Here is a 16212-nt window from a genome sequence, read left to right as displayed (position 1 = left end):
GAGTGAGCGACACCCTCGCATCCCGTCTGTCATCGATCGACGAGCGCATCGCGGATGCGGCGCGAGCTGCGGGCCGCGACGCGACCGACATCACCCGGATCGTCGTCACCAAGTTCCATCCCGCGTCGCTCGTGCGCGAGCTGCACGCCCTCGGCGTGCGCGAGGTGGGGGAGAACCGCCAGCAGGAGCTGACGGCCAAGCGTGAGGAGACGTCCGACCTCGCGGACCTCGTCTGGCATTTCATCGGCCAGGCGCAGACGAACAAGGCGCGTGCCATCCGCGATGCCGCATCCGCGGTGCACACGGTCGATCGCGCGCGCCTCGCCGACGCACTGCAGCGCGCGGCGGGCGCGGGCGATGCCGAGCTCGACGTGCTCGTGCAGATCAACCTCACCGACGACCCGGGGCGCGGGGGAGTCGACCCGGGCGATCTCGAGGCGCTGGTCGAGCACGTCCTCGGCTGCGACACGCTGCGCCTGCGCGGGGTGATGGCTGTGGCACCCCTGGACGAGGAACCCGCTGCCGCTTTTGCCCGGGTGGCCGAACATGCCGCCCGCGTGCGCCGGATGGAGCCCGCGGCGGACTGGATCTCCGCCGGGATGACCGGTGATTTCGTCGAAGCGATCGCCGCGGGCGCGACACACCTGCGGATCGGGTCGGCAATCACGGGTCCGCGCCCGCTACACGGTTAGCCTCGAAGAGGACGAGCAAAACGGAGGATGCGATGTCGAACCCGCTGAAGAAGACCATGGTCTACCTGGGCCTCGCTGACGAGGAAGAGGTCTACGAGGAGCAGCCCGCTCCGGTGCGTGAGCGCCGCAGCAAGCCCGAGCAGGTCGTCGAGAAAGCCGCGCCCGTGACCCCCATCCACCGCCCCGCGGTCGTGCGTCAGCCGTCGGTTGGCGCGGTGACCGAGATCCTCACCGTGCACCCCAAGCAGTATCGCGATGCCCAGATCATCGCCGAGAACTTCCGTGAGGGCGTGCCGGTCATCATCAACCTTTCGCAGATGAGCGACGCCGACGCGCGCCGTCTCATCGACTTCGCGAGCGGACTCTCGCTGGGCCTCTACGGCCGCATCGAGCGCGTGACGAGCAAGGTCTTCCTGCTCTCGCCTGAGAACGTCGCCGTCTCCGGTGACGGCGCCGTGGCGCAGGCCGACCCCGAAGCGACGCCGTTCGCTGCACAGCAGTAACGCGTCGTGGAGGTCGTCCGCCTCGTCGCCTCGATCGCGAACATCCTGCTGCTGTTGTATCTGCTGGTGCTGTTCGCGCGGTTGGTGCTGGATTACATCCCCATCTTCAACCGTGAATGGCGCCCGCGTGGTGCGGGGCTCGTGGCCGCTGAGCTCGTCTACACGGTCACGGATCCGCCCATCAAGCTGTTCCGTCGTTTCATCCCCCCGCTGCGCGTCGGCCCGATCGCGATCGACTTCGCCTTCACGCTGACGATGCTGCTCTGTTTCATCCTGCTGTCGGTCACCGGTTCCCTCGCAAGGTGATTCACGGCCGACTATGCTTGGCTGAAGCGGCCCGTCCGCGGGCATCATCCCCCTGAAATCGGCACGCCGCCACGCCCCGAAAGAGGAATCATCATGGCATTGACTCCGGATGACGTCGTCACCAAGCAGTTCCAGCACGTCCGGTTCAAGGAGGGCTTCGACCCGGACGAGGTCGACGACTTCCTCGACGAGATCGTCGTCGAATGGCGTAAGACCATCGCCGAGAACGACGAGCTGAAGGCGAAGATCGCGGCTCTCGAGTCCGGCGCCCCCGCCGCTCCCGCAGCTGCGGAGACCGTCGTCGAGGAGCCCGTCGCACAGACGCCCGCTCCGGCTCCCGTCCCCACCCCGGCTCCGGCTCCCGCCGAGGGCGCCGCCGCCACCGCCGGCATCATCGAGCTCGCACAGCGTCTGCACGACGAGCACGTCGCCGAGGGCAAGGCGCAGCGCGACCAGCTCATCGCGGACGCCCAGGCTCAGGCCGCGACCATCGTCGCCGAGGCCGAGGCCAAGGGGCGCGACGAGATCGCCCGCCAGGAGAAGGAGCGCAAGGCGCTCGAGGCCCGCATCACCGAGCTCCGCCAGTTCGAGCGCGACTACCGCGCTGAGCTGCGCAGCTTCATCGAGGGCAAGCTCCGCGACCTCGAGACCTCGCCCAGCGGTTCGTCCAACACGCCCGTCTCGGCCATCGGTCTCTGAGTAAGGCCTTGTCGGACCGACGACCCCTGCGTCAGGCGGCGGCCGGCATCATCATCGCGTCTCTCGCGGTGCTGGTGCTGGCCGCCGACCAGTTTGCGAAGCTCCTCGCGATCGCCCAGCTGCCTCCGGAGCAGCCGGTGCCCATCATCGGGGACTTCCTGATCTTCTACCTCGTGAGAAACCCCGGGGCGGCGTTCTCGCTCGGCGAGGGCGTGACCTGGATCTTCACGATTGCCATGGCGGCCGTCGCGGTGGCCATCGTGGTCATCGCTCGCCGCATCCGCTCGCGGCTGTGGGCGGTCGTACTGGGCCTGCTGCTCGGAGGCGTCCTCGGCAACCTGACCGACCGACTGTTCCGCGAACCCGGATTCGCGGTCGGCCACGTGATCGACTACATCTCCACGCCCTGGATGATGCCCGCGATCTACAACGTCGCCGACATCTTCATCGTGACGATGATGATCTCCGTGGCACTGCTCGTGCTCGTGGGCCTGCGTTTCGACGGGACGCGCGAGCGTCGTTCGAACACCGAGGCGCGGGCGGACGACGCGTCCGAGACGGTGGATGCGACGCCGGCCGGCACCGGGGAGCTGCGCGATCCGCTGTTCCCCACGGCTGACCCCGAGGCGGGTGCTCCGCCGACGGCGGGTGACGACCGCCGCGAGAGCTGATGGAGTCGCGCAGCCTGCCCGTTCCCGACGGGCTCGACGGAGTCCGTGTCGACGCCGCGCTCGCGAAGATGCTCGGCTTCTCGCGGACGTTCGCGGCGGAGATCGCCGATTCTGACGGCGTGGAACTCGACGGCCGGAGCGTCGGACGCTCGGATCGTCTGCGCGCGGGCGGTTGGCTCACGGTGAGTTGGGAGCCCAAGCGTGAGCCGGAGATCGTCCCCGTGGCCGTGCCGGATCTCGGCATCGTCCACGACGACGACGACATCGTTGTGGTCGACAAGCCCTCCGGGGTGGCCGCACACCCGTCGCTCGGGTGGGACGGCCCGACCGTGCTCGGTGCCCTCGCGGCCGGCGGCTACCGGATCGCGACGACCGGCGCCGCCGAGCGACAGGGCGTCGTGCACCGGCTGGACGTCGGCACCAGCGGGCTCATGGTGGTCGCGAAGACCGAGAGCGCCTACACCGCGCTGAAGCGCGCGTTCAAGGAGCGCGAGGTCGAGAAGATCTATCACACCGTGGTGCAGGGGCACCCCGACCCTCTCGCGGGCACGATCGACGCGCCGATCGGCCGGCATCCCTCGCACTCGTGGAAGTTCGCAGTCCGCCCCGAGGGCAAGGATTCGGTGACGCACTACGAGACGCTGGAGGCGTTCCCCGGCGCGTCCCTTCTGGAAGTGCACCTGGAGACCGGGCGCACACATCAGATCCGCGTGCACATGGCCGCGCACCGGCATCCGTGCGTGGGCGACCCGCTCTACGGCGCCGATCCGACGATGTCGGCGCGCCTCGGCCTCACTCGCCAGTGGCTTCACGCCCGCGAGCTCTCGTTCACGCATCCGCTGACCGGGGAATGGGTCACCTTCACGTCCGAGTACGCGCCGGATCTCGCTGCCGCTCTCGCAATCCTCCGCCAGGACTGACCCGCGGGTTACGTCCCGCTGCGGCCTACGGGCGCCGCTCCCGCCCTGTTCTTTCCCGCGAGACTGCATCTCGTTCACGAGATCACGGGGTTTGCCCGTGATCTCGTGCGGGAAATGCAGTCTCGCGGGAAGGGGGGGCGGGGGGGAGGGAGACGGGGGCAGAGGAGAGGGTCAGGGCTCGCCGAGACGGTCCGCCAGCGCGCGGATGTCGGCGCCGGTGGCGACCAGCGCCTGGACGAGCGAACGGTGCGCGGCCTCGAGCCCGGCGGGGTCGCCGTGCGCGGCGGCCAGTGCGAGCCCGCCGCGCAGGTTCGTCGCGGCGGCGCCGAGACCCGCGGCGGCGATGTCGGACGCGACGGCCAGATCGGACATGAGGTGGCGGTTGCCCACATCCGCCACCGTCTCCAGCTCACGCGCCAGGGCGAGGGCGAGCTCGCCGAGGGCAGCGGATGCGGCGCAGGCACCCGTCGCGGCGTCGAAGACCGTCGGCGAGCGGTCGGGGGAGTCGGGCAGCGCGAGCGCCGCGCCCAGGCTCGCCGAGGCCTGCGCGTCGGCCTCGGCGGCCGCGACGAGCCGATCGCCCAGCAGATCGAGAGCACGCGCGCGTTCGCGGGCGCGGGGCTCATCGGGCGTGTAGTTGCACACCATGGTCCCGAGTGCCGCGCCGATCGCCGCCACGACGCCGCCCGCGGCGCCGCCGCCGGGGTCGCCGGTCGCCTGGCGAAGGCCCCGGAGGAACGCGTCGAGCGTGCGCTCGTGCCACGCGTCCGTCGCCATCACCGGCCGCCGGCGAAGCGTGTCGGACCGTCCTCAAGAGCGGCGGCGACGCGCGCGCGCATCTCGTCATCCAGGCCCGAGAGATCGTCGAGCGGGTACCAGCCCACCTCGGTCATCTCGCCGTCGGCGGGGTACGGGTCGCCGTCGAGCCAGGTGCACCGGAAGGTGAGGTCGAGGTAGTCCGTCTGGTCGCCGTTCGCGTAGACGACGCGTGGAATCTGGTGCACCCAGGCGAGCCGGTCGACCCGGATGCGGACGCCCGCCTCCTCTTCGGCCTCCCGGCGCGCGGCGTCTGCGGGCTCCTCGTGCGGATCGACGATCCCTGTGATCGGGGTGAGCGCACCGTTGTCGCTGCGCCGCCCCAGCAGGATGCGCCCCTCGTGCACGACGACGGCCGTGACGCCCGTGAGGGTGAGCGGATGCGTGCCGACCATGCGGCGCAGTTCGAGGATGAACTCGGGGGTGGCCATGGCGCAACGCTAGTCGAAGGAGCCGATCGGGCGTCCGATGTCGGGGGGCTGCGCGTACCCTGGACAGGTGGCAGACTCCTTCGTTCACCTCCATGTGCACAGCGAGTACTCGATGCTCGACGGCGCCGCCAAGATCGGCGCGATGACGCAGGCGGCGTCCGAGTACGGGATGCCGGCGATCGCGGTCACCGACCACGGGAACACCTTCGCGGCGTTCGAGTTCTACCGCGCCGCGCAGGGCGCGGGCGTGAAGCCGATCATCGGGCTCGAGGCATACGTGACCCCCGGCACCCACCGCAGCGACAAATCGCGCGTGGCCTGGGGTTCGCCCGACCAGAAGAGCGATGATGTGTCGGGCTCGGGTGCGTACACCCACATGACGATGTGGAGCCAGACCACCGAGGGCATGCACAACCTCTTCCGGCTGAGCTCGCTCTCCAGCATGGAGGGGTACTACTTCAAACCTCGCATGGACCGCGAGCTCCTGCAGACCTACGGCAAGGGGCTCATCGCGACGACGGGCTGCCCGTCGGGCGAGGTGCAGACGCGCCTGCGTCTGGGGCAGTACGACGCGGCGCGCGCGGCCGCGGCGGAGTTCCAGGACATCTTCGGCAAGGAGAACTACTTCGCCGAGATCATGGACCACGGACTCTCCATCGAGCGGCGCGTCATGAGCGACCTGATCCGCTTGGCGAAGGACCTCGACATCCCTCTCGTCGCGACCAACGACTCGCACTACACCCACCAGCACGAGGCGGACGCCCACGAGGCTCTGCTGTGCGTGCAGTCGGGGTCCACTCTGGACGACCCCAACCGCTTCAAGTTCGACGGCGACGGCTACTACATCAAGACCGCGCAGGAGATGCGTCAGCTCTTCCGCGACCACCCGGAGGCGTGCGACAACACGCTGCTGATCGCAGAGCGCTGCGAGGTGGAGTTCAACACCTCCGCCAACTACATGCCGCGATTCCCCGTGCCCGACGGCGAGACCGAGGACAGCTGGCTCGTCAAAGAGGTCGAGAAGGGCCTGCACTACCGTTACCCGCAGGGCATCCCCGACAAGGTGCGCAAGCAGGCCGAGTACGAGACCGGCATCATCCTGCAGATGGGATTCCCCGGGTACTTCCTCGTGGTCGCCGACTTCATCAACTGGGCCAAGGACAACGGCATCCGCGTCGGTCCCGGCCGCGGCTCCGGTGCCGGGTCCATGGTCGCCTACGCGATGAAGATCACCGACCTCGACCCTCTCGAGCACGGGCTCATCTTCGAGCGCTTCCTGAACCCCGATCGCGTCTCCATGCCCGACTTCGACGTCGACTTCGACGACCGTCGCCGCGGCGAGGTGATCGAGTACGTCACCGAGAAGTACGGCTCGGAGCGCGTCGCCCAGATCGTCACGTATGGCACGATCAAGTCGAAGCAGGCGCTGAAGGATGCGGGCCGCGTGCTCGGCTTCCCGTTCTCCATGGGGGAGAAGCTCACCAAGGCCATGCCCCCCGCCGTCATGGGCAAGGACATGGAGCTCGGCGGCATGTTCAACAAGGAGCATCCGCGGTACAAGGAGGCCAGCGAGTTCCGCACGCTCATCGAGAACGATCCCGAGGCGAAGACGGTCTTCGACCGTGCGCTGGGGCTCGAGGGCCTGAAGCGTCAGTGGGGAGTGCACGCGGCCGGCGTCATCATGTCGTCGGAGCCGCTGCTGGACATCATCCCGATCATGCGGCGCGAGCAGGACGGCCAGATCGTCACGCAGTTCGACTATCCGTCGTGCGAGACGCTCGGGCTGATCAAGATGGACTTCCTGGGGCTGCGAAACCTCACGATCATCTCCGACGCGCTCGACAACATCCGCAGCAACCGCGGCGAAGAACTCGACCTCGAGCATCTGGAGCTCGACGACCGGCCCGCTTACGACCTGCTGACCCGCGGCGACACGCTCGGCGTGTTCCAGCTCGACGGCGGGCCCATGCGGTCTCTTCTGCGGCTCATGAAGCCCGACAACTTCGAAGACATCTCGGCTGTCATCGCGCTGTACCGCCCCGGGCCCATGGGGGCGAACTCGCACACCAACTACGCCCTGCGCAAGAACGGCCTGCAGCCGATCACCCCGATCCATCCCGAGCTGGAAGAGCCCCTGCGCGACATCCTCGACACGACCTACGGCCTGATCATCTATCAGGAGCAGGTCATGGCGATCGCGCAGAAGGTGGCCGGCTTCTCGCTCGGTCAGGCAGACATCCTGCGCCGCGCAATGGGCAAGAAGAAGAAGTCGGAACTCGACAAGCAGTACGAAGGCTTCTCGGGCGGAATGAAGGAACGCGGGTTCGGCGACGGCGCGGTCAAGGCGCTGTGGGACATCCTCCTGCCCTTCTCCGACTACGCCTTCAACAAGGCGCACTCCGCGGCCTACGGGCTGGTGTCCTACTGGACCGCCTACCTCAAGGCGCATTACCCCGCCGAGTACATGGCAGCGCTGCTGACCAGCGTCGGCGATTCCAAAGACAAGATGGCGATCTACTTGAACGAGTGCCGTCGCATGGGGATCCGGGTCCTGCCGCCGGATGTGGGGGAGTCGATCAACTTCTTCGCCGCCGTCGGCGACGACATCCGCTTCGGACTCGGAGCGGTGCGCAACGTCGGATCGAACGTGGTGGACGGCATCGTCGCCTCCCGGGAGAAGGAGGGTTTCGCCTCCTTCCACGACTTCCTCGCGAAGGTGCCGATGCACGTCGCCAACAAGCGCACCGTCGAGTCGCTGATCAAGGCCGGCGCGTTCGACTCCATGGGCCACACGCGGCGCGCGCTGCTGGAGATCCACGAGGACGCGACCGAGCAGGCCGTCCTCGACAAGCGCCGCGAGGCCAACGGCGAGGTCGGGTTCGACTTCGACAGCCTGTGGGGAGACGACGAGCCGCAGCAGGTCTCGAAGGTCCCGGAGAGGCCCGAGTGGACCAAGAAGGACAAGCTGGCCTTCGAACGGGAGATGCTCGGGCTCTACGTGTCCGACCATCCGCTCGCCGGCCTCGAGATCCCGCTCGCCAAGCACGCCTCGACCTCGATCCACGACCTGCTCTCCTCGGAGAGCGTGCAGGACGGCGATCAGGTCACGGTGGCGGGCCTGGTCACGAGTGTCCAGCACCGTGTGGCCAAGCAGAGCGGCAATCCGTACGGCATGATCACCGTCGAGGATTTCAACGGCGAGGTCACCGTGATGTTCATGGGCCGCACCTACACGGAGTTCCAGTCGGTGCTGCAGGCGGATTCGATCCTGGTCGTCCGCGGGCGCGTGTCGCGCCGCGACGACGGATTGAACCTGCACGCCCAGAGTTGCTTCAGTCCCGATCTGGGAGCGGTGGATGCCACGTCCGCGCTGGTCCTGGTGGTGCCGGAGCAGAAGGCGACCCAGTCCGTCGTGGAGGAGCTGGCCGCCGTGCTGCACCGCCATCCCGGCGAGACCGAAGTGACGCTGAAGCTGCACCGGGCGGGTACCGCGAAAGTGTTCGAGGTGCCGCATCCGGTTGCGATCAGCGCCGACCTGTTCGGCGACCTCAAGGGTCTGCTCGGTCCCAGTTGCCTCGGTTGACCGTCCGGTGGACGCTGTGACCTCTCATAGCCGCCGCCGTTAGGATCGACTCGCTCTTTCCCCTGCCCGCGCCGAGAGGATGCGACATGACCGATGAGAACCCCGTCGTGACCGGTGACGACGAATTCGTCGACGCCGTGGAGGACGACCAGTTCGACGCGTTCGACGATGACGAAGCGCAGGCTGCGCCCCCGCAGTACGGAGTCTGGCCGTTCTCGATCCGTGAGGTCGTGCTGCTCGGGATCTGGGCCGTCGCGTTCATCGTCTCCTTCTTCTCCCTGAGCTACTTCGCCCCGGTCTCGGTATGGACGATGGGCATCGCGTGGGTGTTGACGATCGGTCTGCCCACGGTGGCCGTGTTCCTGATCGTCCTGCGCCGGCTCTCGCCCCAGGGCATCCGGCGGGTGGGCTCGCTCGGCATCGACCAGTTCGCCTCCGTCGCCTTCGCCGTCTCGGCCCTCGTGTGGGTGCAGATGGTGTGGGAGTCCTTCGCGCTTCCGGGTCTCGGCAGCTGGGTCCACTGGGTAGAGCTCGTTCTGATGGCCGGCGGGGTCGTCTTCACGGCGATCGCCCCCTTCATCCCCGGCCTCAAGGACGACTTCGAGTACCGCACGGAGACCGTCTCCCACCGCGTCGCGCGGGGGGCGCGCCCGATCGCGCAGCGGCCGGCACCCGAACCCGTCACGCACGCGGCTGCGCCCGCCGCGACCTACCCGGTGGCGCACTCCGAGGCAGGGTGGACGCAGCCCGCACAGACCGCCGAGCCCTCCCATGACGAGGCGGCTGCGCTGTTCGCCACCACGGGCGACGTGTACGCCGATCCCCACGCGCAGACGGCCGCCTACGACCAGGGCTTCACCCCGGCGGCGGACCCCGCGACCGAGCAGATCCCCGTGTCGCAGGCGTTCTGGGCACTCGTGCCCGAGGAGCGCGAGGTGCTGGACGAGATGGGCGTGCCGATCTTCCGCGTGGACGCGACCGCCTGGGCGCTCGTCATCGAGGATCGCGGGGAGGTCTTCGTGGTCCGCCACGAGGACGGTCGCATCGGCTACCTGCACGACGTCTCCGGCGTCACGCGCGGCTGATCCACGCGCGGAACCGGATCCTCGAGACGGTAGCCTGAAGGGATGCTTCAGACGATCGACCTGCGCGGTCGCACGCTCTCCGCGAGCGAGCTCCTGGCCGCTGTCCCGCGCGCGGAGATGGCGCGCGAAGCGGCTCTGACGGCGGCGGCGCAGATCGTCCATGATGTCGCCGCGCGCGGCGAGCTGGCCCTGCGCGAGCAGGCCGAGCGTTTCGACGGCGTCACCGACCACGCGGTGCGCGTTCCGGCCTCCCACCTCGACGAGGCATTGGCAGAGCTCGCACCCGAGGTGCGCGCGGCGCTCGACGAGGCCATCGTCCGGGTGCGGACTGCATCCGCGGCCCAGGTCCCCCCGTCCACGACGACCGAGCTCGCGCCCGGCGCGAGGGTGGTGCAACGGTGGCAGCCGGTTCGGCGCGTCGGTGTGTACGTGCCCGGCGGGAAGGCCGTCTATCCCTCCAGCGTGGTCATGAACGTGGTGCCCGCACAGGTGGCGGGCGTGTCGGTCGTGGCGCTCGCGTCGCCTCCGCAGCGGGAGTTCGGCGGCCGCATCCACCCGGTGATCCTCGCGGCGGCACGGTTGCTGGGCGTCGACGAGGTCTACGCGATGGGCGGCGCGGGCGCGATCGGTGCTCTGGCCTACGGCGTGAGCTCGCTCGATCTCGACCCGGTCGATGTGGTCACCGGCCCCGGCAACAACTTCGTCGCTGCGGCGAAGCGCGCCGTGGCGGGACTCGTGGGGACGGATGCGGAGGCCGGCGCGACCGAGATCCTCATCGTCGCCGACGACTCGGCACAGCCGACGCTCGTGGCCGCCGATCTCATCAGCCAGGCCGAGCACGACGAACAGGCCTCGGCCGTGCTCGTCACCGCGTCCGCCGAACTCGCCGAGCGCGTCGGCGCCGAGCTCACCATCCGCCAGCCGCGCACCCGCCACGCGGAGCGGGTCGCTGCGGCGCTGTCCGGTCCGCAATCGGCGATCGTGCTCGTCGACGACATCGATCAGGCGATCGCCTTCAGCAACGCCTACGCGCCCGAGCACCTCGAGATCCACCTGGCCGATCCCCGCGTGGACGAGTTCGTGAACGCGGGCGCCGTCTTCGTCGGTGATCACGCCCCCGTCAGCCTCGGCGACTACCTCGCCGGCAGCAACCACGTCCTGCCCACCGGCGGGCAGGCACGATACGCGGCGGGTCTGTCCGCGTCGACGTTCCTGCGCCCCCAACAGGTCATCGAGTACGACCGCGCCGCCCTCGCCGACGTGCGCGACGCAATCGTCACGCTCGCCCGCGCCGAAGCGCTGCCCGCGCACGGCGAGGCCGTCGAGGCTCGTTTCGAGGACTAATCTGGCCTGGTCATGCATTGCCCGTTCTGCCGCCATCCCGATTCCCGCGTCATCGACTCCCGCACGACCGATGACGGACTCAGCATCCGTCGTCGCCGCCAGTGCCCGGAGTGCGGCGGGCGTTTCTCGACCGTCGAGACAGCGAGCCTGAACGTCATCAAACGCTCGGGGGTCATCGAGCCCTTCAGCCGCGACAAGGTGGTCTCCGGGGTACGCAAGGCGTGCCAGGGACGGCCGGTGACCGACGGCGACCTGGCGCTGCTGGCCCAGCGTGTCGAGGAGATCCTGCGACGCACCGGCAGCTCGCAGATCGACACCAACGAGATCGGGCTCGCGATCCTCGATCCGCTGCGCGAACTCGACGAGGTCGCCTACCTGCGGTTCGCGAGCGTCTATCAGGCCTTCGAGTCGCTGGAGGACTTCGAGTCGTCGATCGCGCAGCTGCGCGCCGATCACGAGCTGCGTGCAGCCGCCGCTTCGGAGCCTGTGGCCGACTGACGGTGCGCGGCGCCGGGCTCGGCAGCGATAGCCTGGCTGTCGATGTATGACCTGCTCTTCCGCCGCGTTCTGTCCCGCATGGATCCTGAGACGGCGCACCACGCCGCGATGTTCGTCATCCGCGCGATGGGCGTCCGTCCGCTCACGCCCATCGCTCGCGCGTTGACGCGCCCGGCCCCGCAGACCCGGGTGCGCGCCCTCGGGCTCCAGTTCGACTCGCCTTTCGGGGTCGCCGCGGGCTTCGACAAGAACGCGGTGGCCGCCGCGGGCCTGTACGCCCTCGGTTTCGGACACGTCGAGGTGGGCACCGTGACGGCCGTGCCGCAGGAGGGCAACCCCCGCCCGCGTCTGTTCCGCCTGATCCCCGACCGCGCCGTCGTCAATCGCATGGGCTTCAACAACGCCGGGGCGGATGCGGCGGCTGCGCGACTGCGCCGGCTACGGCGGCGGCGCAGACGCCCCGTTCTGGGCGTCAACATCGGCAAGAGCCGCGTCGTCGAGGTCGCCGATGCCGTCGACGACTACGTCCGTAGCGCGCGTCTGCTGGCACCTCTCGCCGACTACCTGGTCGTCAACGTATCGTCGCCGAACACGCCGGGGTTGCGCGGCCTGCAGGAGATCGACACGCTCCGGCCCCTGCTTCAGGCGGTGCGTGCCGCATCCGGAACGACACCGCTGCTGGTCAAGTTCGCTCCCGACCTCTCCGACGACGGCATCCGCGCCGTGGCGCGTCTCGCGGTGGAGCTGGGGCTCGACGGGGTCATCGCCACCAACACGACGATCTCGCGCGAGGGGCTGCGCACGGCGCCGGAGATCGTCGAGGCTGCGGGCGCCGGGGGGTTGTCGGGCGCTCCGCTTCGCGAGCGCGCGATCCAGGCGTTGCGGATCGTCCGCGAGGAGGTGCCCGCGGAGTTCTGCGTGATCGCGGCCGGCGGGATCGAGACCGCGCAGGATGTCCAGGACCGACTGGATGCCGGCGCGACCCTGACGCAGGGCTACACAGGATTCCTGTACCGGGGACCGTTCTGGGCGCGTCAGATCAACAGAGGCCTGGCCGCCGCACCGTCGCGCGTGCACTGAGACGAGAAAGCGGCCGGTCCCCGAGGGGCCGGCCGCTTTCTCGATGCGATCAGGCGGGACGCTGTCCGCGCTTCACCTGGGGCTTGGGCAGACGCATGAAGCGCATCTGGACCGTCCTCATGGCGCCGTAGAAGCCGAGTCCCTTCTCGATGCGGTCCTCGCCGAACTTCGCACGTGCGGCGCGCTTGACCCGGATCGAGGTGATCACCATGTCGAGGACCGCCACGATGATGAAGGCCCACAGGACCAGGTACGCGTAAATCTGGAGCGCCGGGATGCCCACGAACATGAGCAGGAGCACCGCGACCATGATCGGCATCACGAGCTCCGCGACATGCCACGTGGAGTCGACCCAGTCGCGGACGAAGCGGCGCTGCGGACCCTTGTCGCGGGCCTGCAGGTAACGGTCATCGCCGTTGGCCATGCCGATGCGCGCCTTCTCCTGCCGCTCTCGCAGCTCGGCGCGGGCGCGGGCCTTGGCCTCCTTCGTGTCGGCGACGAGGGGGCGCTTGCGCGCGGCTTCGCGCTCGGCGCGGGTGGGCGTCGCGCGCCCCTTGCCGGTTGTCGGAGTGCTCGGCGCGTCGTGCGCGGCGGAGTCGGCAGAGGTCTTGGCCACGATGGTCCTCAAAAGAACGGGGGAGGGGTGCGCCTTAAGATTACCCGCATGACCTCCGAGAATCCCAGGAACGGGGCCGTTCACGAAGCGGCCGCCGCCGGCATCCCCGTCGCCCTCGCTGATCTGGGTGCGCTCGTGCGCATCCCTTCGATCGCGTGGCCCGCCTTCGACCAGGACGCGCTCGTGCGCAGCGCCGAGGCGATCGCCGCGCTTGCGGAGGGGATCGGGATCTTCGATTCGGTGGAGATCGCCCGTTCGGCCGTGCCCGGGACGGATGAGGTAGGTCAGCCGGCCATTCTCGCCACGCGCACCGCGCGCGGCGGTGCGCCGACCGTGCTCCTCTACGCCCATCACGACGTGCAGCCGCCCGGAGACGACGCCCTCTGGGAGACACCCCCCTTCGAGCCCACGGTGCGCGAGGGGCGCCTGTACGGACGCGGCGCCGCGGACGACAAGGCGGGGGTGATGGCGCACATCGCCGCCTTGCGCGCGATCCACGAGGTGTACGGAGACGACCTCGAGCTCGGCATCGCCTTGTTCATCGAGGGAGAAGAGGAGTACGGCTCCCGCTCCTTCGCACAGTTCCTCGCCGATCACCGCGACCAGCTGCGCTCCGATGTGATCGTCGTCGCCGACTCGGGCAACTGGGATGCGGTCACTCCCGCGCTGACGGTGTCGCTGCGCGGCAACGCGCGCTTCACACTCACGGTGCGCACCCTCGAGCATGCTTCGCACTCGGGGATGTTCGGCGGCGCCGTCCCCGACGCGACGATGGCAGCCATCAAACTGCTCGCGACGCTCTGGGACGACGAGGGCGCCGTCGCCGTCGCGGGTCTCACGGAGCGCGACGCGCCCACGCCGGAGTACACCGAACAGACCCTGCGCTCGGAGGCCGGTCTTCCGGCCGGCGTCACGCCCATCGGACGCGGCACGATCCTGTCGCGCATCTGGAACAAGCCGTCCGTGACGGTGACGGGCATCGACGCGACGAGTGTCGCCGCCGCATCCAACACGTTGGCGCCGGAGATCTCCGTCGTCGTGAGCGCCCGTGTGGCTCCCGGGCAATCGGCGAGCGAGGCGTATGCCGCGATCGAGGAGCACCTGCGTCGTCACGCTCCGTTCGGCGCGGAGCTGACCTTCTCCGACATCGATCTCGGCGACGGCTTCCTCGTCGACACCGAGGGCTGGGCCGTCGAGGTGGCCCGCACGAGCCTCGCCACCGGCTACGGGGTCGACCCCGTCGATGTCGGCGTGGGCGGATCCATCCCGTTCATCGCCGATCTCGTGGAGCAGTTCCCCGGCGCGCAGATCCTGGTGACCGGCGTGGAGGATCCGCATTCCCGGGCTCACAGCCCGAACGAGTCGCTGCACCTCGACACCTTCCGGCACGCCGTGCTGGCCGAGGCGGCTCTGCTGGAGTCGTTGAACGAACGGCGCTGAACCCGCCCCCGATGCAGTTCCGCGGCGTAGAATCGGCGTGATCCGTCTCGCTGCGGGAGCATCGCCTCGCACCCGACGACACCGCACCGTACCCCGCAGTACACGAGGAGAGTCATGACCGACACCGCCCTGTCGAACGAAGCGACGGCCCGCGCACACGGCGTGGCCCTCACCGACGACGCCGCCGCCAAGGTGAAGAACCTGCTCGAGCAGGAAGGCCGCGACGATCTGCGTCTGCGTGTGGCCGTCCAGCCCGGTGGATGCAGCGGACTGATCTATCAGCTCTACTTCGACGAGCGCCTGCTCGACGGCGACGAGACGGTCGACTTCGACGGCGTCGAGGTCGTCGTGGACGACATGAGCGTCCCGTACCTCGACGGCGCGAAGATCGACTTCAAGGACACCATCTCGGAGCAGGGGTTCACCATCGACAACCCCAACGCTGCGGGATCCTGCGCCTGCGGCGACAGCTTCCACTGACCCCGCGACACGCCGTGAATCGGCGCGGTCGGGCTCGCTTTCACGCGATCCCGCCGCGCCGATTCGTCGTTCCGGGCTGGACGGGTGGCCTGAATCAGGTGTGAGCTTGCTCTAGACTGAAGGAAGCTTTATTCGTGACCTGGAAAGGTGCACCGTGCCTTCGAAACGTCGAATCCGACTAGCCGTTCTTCCGCTGGGGATCGCGACGGCTGCCATCCTCGCCGGATGCAGCCCGACCCAGCTGCACGGCTTCCTTCCCGGATTCACCGAAGACGGCCAGGCTGCGACGAACCACACCGACATGGTCGCCGGTCTGTGGGTCAACTCCTGGATCGTCCTGCTCGCCGTCGGCGTGATCACGTGGGGTCTGATGCTGTGGGCGATGATCGCCTACCGTCGTCGGCGCGGCCAGACGGGCCTGCCGGTCCAGCTGCGTTACAACATGCCGATCGAGATCTTCTACACGATCGTGCCGTTGATCCTCGTCGTCGGCTTCTTCGCCTTCACCGCGCGCGACCAGGCAACTCTCGAGACCCAGACCGACGACCCCGACGTGTCGATCGTCGCGATCGGCAAGCAGTGGGCGTGGGACTTCCAGTACAACGGCGAGGAAGCCTCCGGCGACGACGCCGTCTGGTCCATGGGCATCCAGGCCCAGACCGACGCCGCGGGCAACGTCGACCAGTCGCAGCTGCCGACGCTGTACCTGCCCGTCGACAAGAGCGTCAAGATCAAGCTCGAGTCCCGCGATGTCATCCATTCCTTCTGGATTATCGACTTCCTGTACAAGAAGGACATGTACATCGGCCGTGACAATTACTGGTCGTTCACGCCGACCCGTGAGGGCACGTATGCCGGCAAGTGCGCCGAGCTGTGCGGCGAGTACCACTCGATGATGCTCTTCAACGTCAAGGTCGTCAGCGACGCCGAGTACGAGCAGTACCTCGAGAGCCTGCGCGACAAGGGTCAGACCGGCGACATCCAGGACGCCTACGACCGACTGGGCAACCTGCCGGGCACCGGCGCAACCGCCAAGGGAGACGAGTGA

General features: G+C 68.8%; 17 protein-coding genes. 14 read left to right on the top strand and 3 right to left on the bottom strand.

Annotated elements, in window-relative coordinates; genetic code table 11:
- Positions 1-2 precede the first annotated feature (2 nt).
- The 6 genes from QE374_RS03010 (at position 3) to QE374_RS02985 (ending at position 3791) form a co-directional block, all read left to right on the top strand.
- Complete coding sequence (locus QE374_RS03010) at positions 3-692, top strand: YggS family pyridoxal phosphate-dependent enzyme (RefSeq protein WP_309732054.1); 690 nt, start codon at positions 3-5, stop codon at positions 690-692.
- Positions 693-724: 32 nt separating this feature from the next.
- On the top strand, positions 725-1195 hold the full coding sequence (locus QE374_RS03005) for a cell division protein SepF (RefSeq protein WP_137416736.1): 471 nt from the start codon (positions 725-727) through the stop codon (positions 1193-1195).
- A 6-nt stretch (positions 1196-1201) separates the two neighbouring features.
- The gene (locus tag QE374_RS03000; RefSeq protein WP_309732051.1) at positions 1202-1501 is read left to right on the top strand and encodes a YggT family protein; all 300 of its coding nucleotides are present in this window, start codon (positions 1202-1204) and stop codon (positions 1499-1501) included.
- A 93-nt stretch (positions 1502-1594) separates the two neighbouring features.
- A complete protein-coding gene (locus tag QE374_RS02995) occupies positions 1595-2200 on the top strand; it encodes a DivIVA domain-containing protein (RefSeq protein WP_309732049.1) in 606 nt (201 codons plus the stop codon).
- Between the two features lie 8 nt (positions 2201-2208).
- Positions 2209-2871, top strand: a complete 663-nt coding sequence (gene lspA / locus QE374_RS02990) for a signal peptidase II (protein ID WP_309732046.1) — start codon at positions 2209-2211, stop codon at positions 2869-2871.
- Complete coding sequence (locus tag QE374_RS02985) at positions 2871-3791, top strand: RluA family pseudouridine synthase (protein ID WP_309732044.1); 921 nt, start codon at positions 2871-2873, stop codon at positions 3789-3791. The genes lspA and QE374_RS02985 overlap by 1 nt, the downstream gene beginning before the upstream one ends.
- A 171-nt stretch (positions 3792-3962) precedes the next feature.
- Here the strand turns inward: QE374_RS02985 and QE374_RS02980 are convergent, their stop codons facing one another.
- Both QE374_RS02980 and QE374_RS02975 read right to left on the bottom strand, forming a co-directional pair.
- Positions 3963-4568, bottom strand: coding sequence for a cyclodeaminase/cyclohydrolase family protein (locus tag QE374_RS02980; RefSeq protein WP_309732042.1), 606 nt, complete (start codon positions 4566-4568; stop codon positions 3963-3965).
- Positions 4568-5038, bottom strand: a complete 471-nt coding sequence (locus tag QE374_RS02975; RefSeq protein ID WP_309732041.1) for an NUDIX domain-containing protein — start codon at positions 5036-5038, stop codon at positions 4568-4570. Before QE374_RS02975 ends, QE374_RS02980 begins: the two co-directional genes overlap by 1 nt.
- A gap of 112 nt (positions 5039-5150) precedes the next feature.
- Between QE374_RS02975 and dnaE the strand changes: the two genes are divergently transcribed.
- The 5 genes from dnaE to QE374_RS02950 all read left to right on the top strand — a co-directional run bounded on the left by dnaE (position 5151) and on the right by QE374_RS02950 (position 12628).
- Positions 5151-8621, top strand: a complete 3471-nt coding sequence (gene dnaE, locus QE374_RS02970) for a DNA polymerase III subunit alpha (protein ID WP_396653342.1) — start codon at positions 5151-5153, stop codon at positions 8619-8621.
- Between the two features lie 86 nt (positions 8622-8707).
- Positions 8708-9706: a hypothetical protein gene (locus tag QE374_RS02965; RefSeq protein WP_309732038.1), complete on the top strand. Its 999-nt coding sequence runs from the start codon at positions 8708-8710 to the stop codon at positions 9704-9706.
- A 42-nt stretch (positions 9707-9748) separates the two neighbouring features.
- On the top strand, positions 9749-11050 hold the full coding sequence (hisD, locus tag QE374_RS02960) for a histidinol dehydrogenase (RefSeq protein WP_309732036.1): 1302 nt from the start codon (positions 9749-9751) through the stop codon (positions 11048-11050).
- A gap of 12 nt (positions 11051-11062) precedes the next feature.
- Positions 11063-11548, top strand: coding sequence for a transcriptional regulator NrdR (gene nrdR / locus QE374_RS02955; RefSeq protein WP_307318660.1), 486 nt, complete (start codon positions 11063-11065; stop codon positions 11546-11548).
- Positions 11549-11590: 42 nt separating this feature from the next.
- Positions 11591-12628 carry a quinone-dependent dihydroorotate dehydrogenase gene (locus tag QE374_RS02950; protein WP_309732033.1) on the top strand — a complete coding sequence of 346 codons (1038 nt, stop codon included), beginning with the start codon at positions 11591-11593 and terminating at the stop codon, positions 12626-12628.
- A 49-nt stretch (positions 12629-12677) separates the two neighbouring features.
- Here QE374_RS02950 and QE374_RS02945 read toward each other — a convergent pair whose 3' ends face one another.
- Positions 12678-13244 (bottom strand): DUF3043 domain-containing protein, encoded by a 567-nt coding sequence (locus QE374_RS02945; protein ID WP_309732031.1) that lies wholly within the window; start codon positions 13242-13244, stop codon positions 12678-12680.
- A gap of 48 nt (positions 13245-13292) precedes the next feature.
- On the opposite strand from QE374_RS02945, the gene QE374_RS02940 reads away from it, so the two are divergent.
- The 3 genes from QE374_RS02940 (at position 13293) to coxB (ending at position 16212) form a co-directional block, all read left to right on the top strand.
- Positions 13293-14684, top strand: coding sequence for a dipeptidase (locus tag QE374_RS02940; RefSeq protein ID WP_309732029.1), 1392 nt, complete (start codon positions 13293-13295; stop codon positions 14682-14684).
- A gap of 114 nt (positions 14685-14798) precedes the next feature.
- Positions 14799-15164 (top strand): iron-sulfur cluster insertion protein ErpA, encoded by a 366-nt coding sequence (erpA, locus tag QE374_RS02935; protein ID WP_309732027.1) that lies wholly within the window; start codon positions 14799-14801, stop codon positions 15162-15164.
- A gap of 154 nt (positions 15165-15318) precedes the next feature.
- Entirely contained in the window at positions 15319-16212 is an 894-nt protein-coding gene (gene coxB, locus QE374_RS02930) for a cytochrome c oxidase subunit II (RefSeq protein WP_309732026.1), read from the top strand.

Origin of the sequence: Microbacterium sp. SORGH_AS_0428, assembly GCF_031453615.1 — a bacterium.
Taxonomy (GTDB): Bacteria; Actinomycetota; Actinomycetes; order Actinomycetales; family Microbacteriaceae; genus Microbacterium.
Note: the sequence above shows the minus strand (reverse complement) of the source record. Positions and strands in the feature narration are given on the sequence as shown.

Excerpts from the sequence above, each read along its gene's own strand:
- QE374_RS03005 (WP_137416736.1), top strand. The coding sequence starts at position 725 with ATGTCGAACCCGCTGAAGAAGACCATGGTCTACCTGGGCCTCGCTGAC.
- QE374_RS02995 (WP_309732049.1), top strand. The coding sequence starts at position 1,595 with ATGGCATTGACTCCGGATGACGTCGTCACCAAGCAGTTCCAGCACGTC.
- QE374_RS02985 (WP_309732044.1), top strand. The coding sequence starts at position 2,871 with ATGGAGTCGCGCAGCCTGCCCGTTCCCGACGGGCTCGACGGAGTCCGT.
- QE374_RS02980 (WP_309732042.1), bottom strand. The coding sequence starts at position 4,568 with ATGGCGACGGACGCGTGGCACGAGCGCACGCTCGACGCGTTCCTCCGG.
- QE374_RS02975 (WP_309732041.1), bottom strand. The coding sequence starts at position 5,038 with ATGGCCACCCCCGAGTTCATCCTCGAACTGCGCCGCATGGTCGGCACG.
- dnaE (WP_396653342.1), top strand. The coding sequence starts at position 5,151 with ATGCTCGACGGCGCCGCCAAGATCGGCGCGATGACGCAGGCGGCGTCC.
- QE374_RS02965 (WP_309732038.1), top strand. The coding sequence starts at position 8,708 with ATGACCGATGAGAACCCCGTCGTGACCGGTGACGACGAATTCGTCGAC.
- hisD (WP_309732036.1), top strand. The coding sequence starts at position 9,749 with ATGCTTCAGACGATCGACCTGCGCGGTCGCACGCTCTCCGCGAGCGAG.
- nrdR (WP_307318660.1), top strand. The coding sequence starts at position 11,063 with ATGCATTGCCCGTTCTGCCGCCATCCCGATTCCCGCGTCATCGACTCC.
- QE374_RS02950 (WP_309732033.1), top strand. The coding sequence starts at position 11,591 with ATGTATGACCTGCTCTTCCGCCGCGTTCTGTCCCGCATGGATCCTGAG.
- QE374_RS02940 (WP_309732029.1), top strand. The coding sequence starts at position 13,293 with ATGACCTCCGAGAATCCCAGGAACGGGGCCGTTCACGAAGCGGCCGCC.
- erpA (WP_309732027.1), top strand. The coding sequence starts at position 14,799 with ATGACCGACACCGCCCTGTCGAACGAAGCGACGGCCCGCGCACACGGC.